We start from the raw sequence: 7,602 nt of genomic DNA, 5'->3' as shown, positions 1-7,602 counted from the left end.
CGGTGGCGTCGACGACGGCGACGGCAGCCGGGATGCCGATGGCACGGGCCGCAGCGAGCGCCGCGTCGATGAGGGCGACTGCGGTTTCGCGGTTGATCGAGGCGGTGGCAATAGATTTGGTCATGGGGATGTAAGCCGGAACCCCAGAAATTTCCGTCACCCTAGTTGGGTGGGCTCAACACTCGTGTCACCAGCTACCTTCTGGAGAATCGAGCTCGGCCATCCCTCCCTGGACGGGCATCGCTCGACGATGTTCAACGGCTCCCTCACGGGGCCGTCGTTTTGTGGGGGCTATTCCATCCACAAGTCGTCGAGGTTCTTGAAGTTCCAGAGCGTCGGGTCTTCGGGGCCAGTGATACTGTCCTTGCAACTCGTGGCCGCCAGGTCGATGGTCTGCATCGGGATCGGCTCTCTCGAGCGTAGCGAGAAGAACACGCGAACCTTGGGAGTCAGCAGTGATTCCATTCCCGGCTCAACGACAACGGCCAGACGCTGAGAGGACAGGCGAACCAAGGAGCCGACGGGGTAGATGCCCACGGCCTTGACGAAGGCGTGGAAGATGCGTTTGTCGAAATGGCCCTCCCACTTGGCCATCTGCCGCATCGCCGCGGACGGGTCCCACGGCTTTTTGTAGGCTCGCTCCGACGTCACGGCATCATAGACGTCGCAGATTGCGCCCATGCGGGCCAGGAGTGAAATGGCGTCACCGGCCAAGCGATCCGGGTAGCCGGTTCCGTCGATCTTCTCGTGATGGTGCAGGGCAATGTCCACCACCCCGGGCTCGGCCCCGCCTGCGCGCAGCATCTTTGCGCCCTCCACAGGGTGGCGCTTCATGATGGCGAACTCGGCATCGGTGAGCTTGCCTGGTTTGTTAAGCACTTCCAGCGGCATCGCGGCCTTGCCTAGGTCGTGCATCAGTCCGCCGATGCCAGCCAGGCGCGTTTGCTCCTCGTCTAGATCGAGATGCCGGGCCAGCGATAGCATCAGGGCGCAGACGGCAACCGAGTGCAGGTAGGTGTAATCGTCGTGCGTTTTGATGCGTGCGACGCTGATGAGGGCATGAGGTTGGCGCAGCACCGAGGCAGCGATTTCTCCGACCAGCGGCAACGTCGTGCTTGGGTCGACGGCCTTGCCAAGCCGGGCTTCCTGGAACATGTCCATGACTTGGGACTTGGCCGCAAGACAGAGTTTCCGTGCATAACACATTTCGCTCTCCATTGAGGTTGCGCCGTCACTTTTCTTGCTTAGTGGACTAGACGGCAGAGATTGCTCCTCCGACAATTCTCTGGGCTCTGGGCTCTGGGCTCTGGGCTCTGGGCTCTGGGCTCTCTGGGCTCTCTGGGCTCTCTGGGCTCTCTGGGCTCTCTGGGCTCTCTGGGCTCTCTGGGCTCTCTGGGCTCTCTGGGCTCTCTGGGCTCTCTGGGCTCTCTGGGCTCTCTGGGCTCTCTGGGCTCTCTGGGCTCTCTGGGCTCTCTGGGTCGACTTGGCTTTTGGCCAAGTCGACCCAGACCTCCCCGACGCCACATTCTCGAATGGCAGAGAGATCCTGAGGCTCGGTCAGCAGGAAGCTGCCGCGCCAGAATGGGTGTCGAACCCAAGAGCCGGCGAGCTTGTGGATGTACATGCCGAGACGAAGCTCGGATACGGGAATGCGTTTTACCAACTTATTTTCCTTTCTGAGTTGGGTGGTTAGGCGTGCGCCGAGGCTGGCACCCAGCGGTAGAGCGGAGGTAAGGTCACGCCAAGATTCTTGGATCAGCCGGAACCGCCGAAATTTCCGTCAGCCGATCAACATGGCTTTGTCTCGCGCTCGGTCGATGCGTTCCTGCATCGCCTGCATGACTTCTTCGTGGGTGTACGACTTGGCGTTGGGGTCGTCGGCCTCTCGGAGAGCTTCCTCGACCTCGCGGGTCATCCGCGCATATTCTTCCGGCCACAGCGCTTGCTCCATGCGCAGCGACGCCTGCCCAAGCAGGTGCAGCAGGCCGAACAGCCGCATGTCATTGGTGGCGACGACGTGCTCTCGAATCCGCTCCTGGATCACCTCGCAGGCCCGATGCGCCTCTGGCGTCGCCGTGCCCTCGTAGCCGGCTGGGAGTTCTGCTTCTTCAGCGATTCGCGCCCAAGCGATAGCCAGCGCCTCGATGGTGGACAGGTTCATTTGCTCATCCACTTGCGCAGCAGACGCTTTTTCAGGGAGGCGCGCTCTTGCGGATTGCGTCCCTTGTGGTTGGCAATGCGATCCGCCGTGGCGGCCTGGCGCTTGATGGGCCAGTAGGAGCGGCCATCCTTACCCATCGACCAGACGTTGCTGACCTGGGTTTCCAGTAGAGGCAGATGGGCGCATAGAGCTTCCGGCGACGCGCTGGCCAGCGCGGTGCGCTCGTGGGTTCGCCAGCGCTGATGCCAGAGTTTCTTGTCCTCGCGCTCGCTACGGCAGGTCGTGTGCCCAACGATGGGCGTTTTGCGGCGGCTGCGGCTCATGATGTGGTTGTCTCCAAGAACATTCAGGACAGGCTTTCTGGGTAGAGCGCCGTCAACCGGGACAGGGTTTCTTGCACTTGTTCCAGCGAGGTCATCAGATGATCAACCTGATCCTGAAGATCCACGGCGAGATCAAATAGCTCAGCCACTCGGCTGCGTGATCCCTCGTTGAACGCGGCCATTGCCAGTTGATGCAGCTTCAACAGGTCGGTGCGCAGTTGCGGAGGTGCGCCGTCTGCGCTGTCATTCAAATCGCCGCGCAGCACGTCCACGGCATCGACTGCACGCAGCAGTGCCGTGGTATCGAAATTCTCGGGAGTCAGTTCGTCCCATTCGTCGTCGGTGATGCGGGCTGCCATCAGGAGAGCTCCGATTAAGCGGTTGCGAGCGTTAGATGCCCGATCGGCTCGGCTGCTGGCCGTACCTTGATTTCGATGTCGTAGCCGAGGCGATTCAGACAATCCATCAGCTTGCGTTCGGATAGATTGGTGAAGTCGCCGCGCATCATGCCCGACACCTTCGGTTGCGGGATGCCCATGCGTTTGGCCGCCGCTTGTTGAGTCAGCCCAAGGGCGCGCATGGCCCTCCTGATCTCGACCACCAGGCCGGTCTTGATCTTGAGCTTTTCAGCGTCAGGCAGTCCAAGGTCGGCAAAGACGTTGCCCGAGCTGCGCTGAACCTCGACGCCTTCAATGATTCGTTTTTGCATTTCGTAGCTCCTGTGCCAATACCTCGGCCACCTTCAGCCGAGCGCGGATGATGTCCATGTCGGCCTTTGGCGTGGCGATTCCGCTCTTGCTCTTCTTCTGGAAGCAGTGCAGGACGAACACCGCTTCCGCAAACTTGACCGTGTATACCGCTCGATAGGTGCCGCCGGCATCGTCTTCGACGACCTCCAGCACGCCGGCACCACCGAACCCCTTGAGCACCTTTGCTGCGTCATCCTGATCGCCTATCTGCGCCAACGAGAGCGCGTAACCGAAACGGCGACGCACGTCGGACGGCAACGCCATCAAATCCTTGTGGCTGCTCGCGATCCATTCGAGCGGTTTTTCTTTGTTTGTCATGACGGAATTTTATACCTGTTCAGGTAATGATGTAAACGCGGCAACCTCAAGGAGGTGTCGTAAAACATTCGTTTGATAGACGCCTCTGGCGAGGTGTGCTGGGTGCACTCCTGGAAGGATTGAGCTACAATGTAGCTCATCAATTTGGAGGATCAAACCATGTCCGCAAATGCTGTAGTCCGTGCCCGTATCGACGAGCACATCAAGGAAGAGGCGACCGTCGTGCTGGCAGCGATGGGACTCACCGTGTCTGACGCCTTCCGCATCATGTTGACCCGAGTCGCCCGCGAGAAAGCCTTGCCGTTCGAGCCGCTGATTCCGAACGCCACCACCATCGAGGCGATGAAGGAAGCGCGCCGTGGCGGCTTGAAGTCGTTCGCTTCCGTCGAGGATCTGATGGCGGATCTGAATGCGGACGATTGAACAGACCAGCCGGTTCAAACGCGATTATAAACGCGAAGCCAAAGGCCCGCATCGTCAGACGCTGGCGAGCGATTTCATTGCCGTCGTCACAGCCCTGGCGAATAACCAGCCTCTGGCCGAGAAGCACCGTGACCACGCCCTCACCGGCGACTGGAAAGACCACCGGGACTGTCACATCAAGCCCGACCTGGTGTTGATTTACCGCAAGCCGGATGACGCCGTGCTGCAACTCGTGCGTCTCGGATCGCATAGCGAGCTTGGCCTGTAACGCCGGGGTCTGCCCAGGACAAGGAAAGAAGCTACATGACAATCAGCATCACCGACGACGATTGGAACGAACTGACTCCCGAGAGTTTCGATACCACCGCACTGCTGCGGGCAGTCGATGCCGTGGACGAGCTGCGCGGCGATTGAGTGACAACGCAGACGGCGGGCCTCCGCAACTGCGCACCGACCTGTTGAAGCTGCATCAACTGGCGATGAGGTGATCCAGGTGCGGATTCGAGAGCACGTCATCGCCACCAATGACATGCGTCTGTTCGGTCTGCACCTACTGGGGCAGGCGTCGCTGCGCATGGAGCAAGCGCTGTGGCCAGAAGAATATGAGCGGATGACCCGCGAGGTCGAAGAAGCTCTCCGTGAGGCCGACGACCCCAACGCCAAGTCGTACACCCACGAGAAGTCATGCAGGCGATGCAGGAACGAATCGACCAAGCACGAGACAAGCCATGTTGATCGGCCCTGCCCCAACTCCCTCGAACTCGGATGAGTCGGACCTAGCAACGTGGTGACACCGATCATCTAGGGCCGGAGCAGAGCCTGTGTCAGCCCGCGAGGCGGTGCGTCACTTCGCTGAGCTGGGCCGACAGCGTATGCAGGTTCTGGCTGGCTGCCTCGGTACGCTCGACATTGTCCTGGTTGGTGGTGGCGATGGCGGTAATTTCGGTCAGATTGCGCGAGATATCTTCCGCCACGGACGTCTGCTCTTCGGCAGCGGTAGCGATCTGACGGTTCATGTCGCGGATCGCTTCGACTTCTTGGGTGATGCGCTGAAGCATGCTGCCCGCTTCCGTAACCTGTTCGACACCTTCGTTGCTGCGGGTTTGTCCATTTTCAATCGCACGCACCGCATCCACCGCGCCGGTCTGCACCGTGTCGATAATCTGATGAATTTCAGCGGTGGAGTCGGCGGTGCGCCTGGCCAGCGTGCGCACCTCGTCGGCAACGACGGCAAACCCGCGTCCGGCATCGCCCGCGCGGGCGGCTTCGATGGCTGCGTTTAGCGCCAGCAGATTGGTCTGGTCGGCGATGCCGCGAATAACTTCCAGCACCTTGCCAATGCGACCGCTATCGGTCTCCAGACGGCGTATTACCTCGGCGGTGTTGCTGATCTCGCCGCGCATGTGGGTAATGGTCTGGATAGTCGAACGCATCATGGTCTCACCCTGCTGCGCCGAATGATCGGCCGCATCCGCTGCACGCGCGGCTTCGGCGGCGTGACGGGCGACTTCCTGCGCCGTAGCGGACATTTCATGCATGGCGGTAGCGACCTGATCGGTGCGCGAGAACTGCTCGCGAGTGCCTTGGCCCATCAGTGCGGCGATGGCGCTCAATTCACCACTGGCGCTGTCCAGGTCCGAGGTGTTGCGTTGCAGGAGGGTGAACGTATCGGCAAGGAAGTCACGCAGGATATTCGCGGCAACTGCCAGACGTCCCAATTCGTCAGCACGGGACGCATCGACGCGCTGTGCAAAGTCGCCCTGGCTGAGCTTGGCGATGTGGTCGATCAGGTGACGGATGGGGGCGATCAGATTGCGGTTTACCAACCATAGGCTGAGCAAGGCGATGAAAACGCCAGCGGCTAGCATTACCAACGAGCCGACGACTATTTTACGATCTGCGGCTTCGCTGATGGTTTCCGAACGATGCAGCGCCGAATCGCGCTGCTGGATGACCAAACCACTGAGCTGTTCGCTGGTGGCACGGTCGATGCCTTGAACCGCCTCGTCGCCGGCGAATGGATCGTTTCCGCCGGCGATGTAGGCCGCACGGCCCGCGCGGTAGGCGGCGCCGAGGCGCCGGTGCTCCTCGTGCAGGTCGCGGAGCTGCTTTGACAGGGCAGGGTTGTGCTCGCTTCGCTCAACGAGTCTGCCCAGGATGTCCTGGACCTTTCGTTCCTGGTTCTCGAAGCTTTGCCAGTACTTGCTCAAGGCTTCAGGTGATTTGCCACGCAGCAAGACGTTCTTCCACTCCTGCACCTGCACTTTGAATTCCACGTTGGCTTCGTCGATCAGGCGCGACGTTTCGATCGGACCCTTGAGTAGTTGTTGATACTTGGAAATGTCATCCGACAAGAAGGAAAAACTGGCGAAGGCGATCAGCAATATCACCAACAGGCTGCCGCCGATCAGTGTGAGCAGCTGAGCGCGCAGGGATTTTTTCAAGAGCATCTGGGCGGTCTCGTATCGAAAGGGGGGCGCTTGAGTCATACGCAAGATTGAGCGAGCGGTCAGCCAAATGACCGTTCGTTCGCCCCCTTATGTCGGCGTACCGCTGCGATACTTGAACGCTTTCAGACCAGACGCAGATGGTTGTCCCAGAGCCCTGCCGGCAATTGCAGCGCGGTGCTGACGAAGCCCCCGCTGGCGGGGTCGACCGTTAGGACAAGATGTCCGATCCGCGCTCATCGAAGCCTCCGCGCCTGGCCGGGGCACTTCTACCCGTGTGTTCGCGCAGTTGCGACAGCCAACCCGCAGGGAGTTTTTGCGGTTCATCCGCGTGGCTTGAGGAGACCAAGTTTCCGTCGCGGTCAAATAAGCTCATGCGCTTGAAAACCGGGTCCTCGGCGAGCATTCGCGCGGCTCGTCTCTGGTTTGGCCTTAAGCTACCGGCGCCCCTATCTGCCTGGTCTGCACTCTTTACTATACCGAACGACGAATGTCAGATCGAGCGCTCGGCGATCGGGAATATTTTTCGCCAAGCAAGGGCTACGCATGTCGCGAGATTCCAGCGCCTACGACTGGTGTTTAGAGTCGGCCAATACTCCTGTCCGGCCGGTCAGCCATGCGTCCTTGAGTCGTCGTGAATCCTGGCGGGATCGGACCTGGGCCCACAACCGTTCCCACCGAACATTTTCCCCGCCGGCGAGCGGCTTTCTCGCGCAACAAATTGTTCGGAGCTCAAGGTCCTTCTCTACGTTTCGGCTGCATTGGCAGTGCGTTCGGCCCTCACCCGCCGATCGGCTCACAACAAGGACGCGATGGGCGCGACCATGAATCCGAAAGGAGAACACCATGGCCATCATCGGCATCTTTACCACCTCTAAAGACGGGGCTAGTTGCAGTTAATGTGAGTAGGGAACGATGGAATGCAAGCCGGCGCGGCTGAATGCAAGCTCGCTCGCAAATAATCTGAGCCAGACGGCTCCGTCAGTCGCAGTTAATCTGAGCCGGAAATTGCGCTGATTGCGAGCACGGCCGTTTTCGATTGCAAGCCGGTACAGCTACCTGCTCACCCGGAGCGAAGGCACCATCGGCGAGCTTGCACATCTGCTGGTGGCGGCGGCCGTCGCCGCCGTGGAGAGTGGCGAGGAAGCGATCAACCACCGCACGCTCAGCATGGCCGACTA

The 7,602-nt window shown here is 60.4% G+C and carries 11 protein-coding genes; 3 read left to right on the top strand and 8 right to left on the bottom strand.

Annotated features, from left to right (window positions below; translation table 11 throughout):
- Nucleotides 1–291 precede the first annotated feature (291 nt).
- The 7 genes from MF6396_RS27460 to MF6396_RS27430 all read right to left on the bottom strand — a co-directional run bounded on the left by MF6396_RS27460 (nucleotide 292) and on the right by MF6396_RS27430 (nucleotide 3,551).
- Nucleotides 292–1,161, bottom strand: a complete 870-nt coding sequence (locus MF6396_RS27460; RefSeq protein WP_223198360.1) for an HD-GYP domain-containing protein — start codon at nucleotides 1,159–1,161, stop codon at nucleotides 292–294.
- Nucleotides 1,162–1,252: 91 nt separating this feature from the next.
- Nucleotides 1,253–1,624: a DUF3391 domain-containing protein gene (locus MF6396_RS27455; RefSeq protein ID WP_238596496.1), complete on the bottom strand. Its 372-nt coding sequence runs from the start codon at nucleotides 1,622–1,624 to the stop codon at nucleotides 1,253–1,255.
- Nucleotides 1,625–1,780: 156 nt separating this feature from the next.
- Nucleotides 1,781–2,161: a hypothetical protein gene (locus MF6396_RS27450; RefSeq protein WP_001054412.1), complete on the bottom strand. Its 381-nt coding sequence runs from the start codon at nucleotides 2,159–2,161 to the stop codon at nucleotides 1,781–1,783.
- A complete protein-coding gene (locus tag MF6396_RS27445) occupies nucleotides 2,158–2,484 on the bottom strand; it encodes a hypothetical protein (protein WP_078481997.1) in 327 nt (108 codons plus the stop codon). The genes MF6396_RS27450 and MF6396_RS27445 overlap by 4 nt, the downstream gene beginning before the upstream one ends.
- Nucleotides 2,485–2,507: 23 nt before the next feature.
- Nucleotides 2,508–2,843 carry a hypothetical protein gene (locus tag MF6396_RS27440; RefSeq protein WP_000741275.1) on the bottom strand — a complete coding sequence of 112 codons (336 nt, stop codon included), beginning with the start codon at nucleotides 2,841–2,843 and terminating at the stop codon, nucleotides 2,508–2,510.
- Between the two features lie 14 nt (nucleotides 2,844–2,857).
- Entirely contained in the window at nucleotides 2,858–3,193 is a 336-nt protein-coding gene (locus MF6396_RS27435; RefSeq protein WP_001172026.1) for a helix-turn-helix domain-containing protein, read from the bottom strand.
- Complete coding sequence (locus tag MF6396_RS27430; protein WP_003151133.1) at nucleotides 3,174–3,551, bottom strand: type II toxin-antitoxin system RelE/ParE family toxin; 378 nt, start codon at nucleotides 3,549–3,551, stop codon at nucleotides 3,174–3,176. Before MF6396_RS27430 ends, MF6396_RS27435 begins: the two co-directional genes overlap by 20 nt.
- 159 nt (nucleotides 3,552–3,710) lie before the next feature.
- Between MF6396_RS27430 and MF6396_RS27425 the strand changes: the two genes are divergently transcribed.
- From MF6396_RS27425 to MF6396_RS27410, 3 genes are all read left to right on the top strand, one after another.
- A complete protein-coding gene (locus MF6396_RS27425) occupies nucleotides 3,711–3,974 on the top strand; it encodes a type II toxin-antitoxin system RelB/DinJ family antitoxin (RefSeq protein ID WP_020303033.1) in 264 nt (87 codons plus the stop codon).
- Nucleotides 3,961–4,242, top strand: coding sequence for a type II toxin-antitoxin system YafQ family toxin (locus MF6396_RS27420; RefSeq protein WP_011282522.1), 282 nt, complete (start codon nucleotides 3,961–3,963; stop codon nucleotides 4,240–4,242). The genes MF6396_RS27425 and MF6396_RS27420 overlap by 14 nt, the downstream gene beginning before the upstream one ends.
- A gap of 216 nt (nucleotides 4,243–4,458) precedes the next feature.
- A complete protein-coding gene (locus MF6396_RS27410) occupies nucleotides 4,459–4,743 on the top strand; it encodes a hypothetical protein (RefSeq protein ID WP_425311902.1) in 285 nt (94 codons plus the stop codon).
- A 55-nt stretch (nucleotides 4,744–4,798) separates the two neighbouring features.
- Here MF6396_RS27410 and MF6396_RS27405 read toward each other — a convergent pair whose 3' ends face one another.
- Nucleotides 4,799–6,424, bottom strand: coding sequence for a methyl-accepting chemotaxis protein (locus MF6396_RS27405; RefSeq protein ID WP_020301382.1), 1,626 nt, complete (start codon nucleotides 6,422–6,424; stop codon nucleotides 4,799–4,801).
- Nucleotides 6,425–7,602: the final 1,178 nt, after the last annotated feature.

The sequence above is a fragment of the Pseudomonas sp. MF6396 genome (assembly GCF_002018915.1).
Taxonomy (GTDB): Bacteria; Pseudomonadota; Gammaproteobacteria; order Pseudomonadales; family Pseudomonadaceae; genus Aquipseudomonas; species Aquipseudomonas palmensis.
Note: the sequence above shows the minus strand (reverse complement) of the source record. Positions and strands in the feature narration are given on the sequence as shown.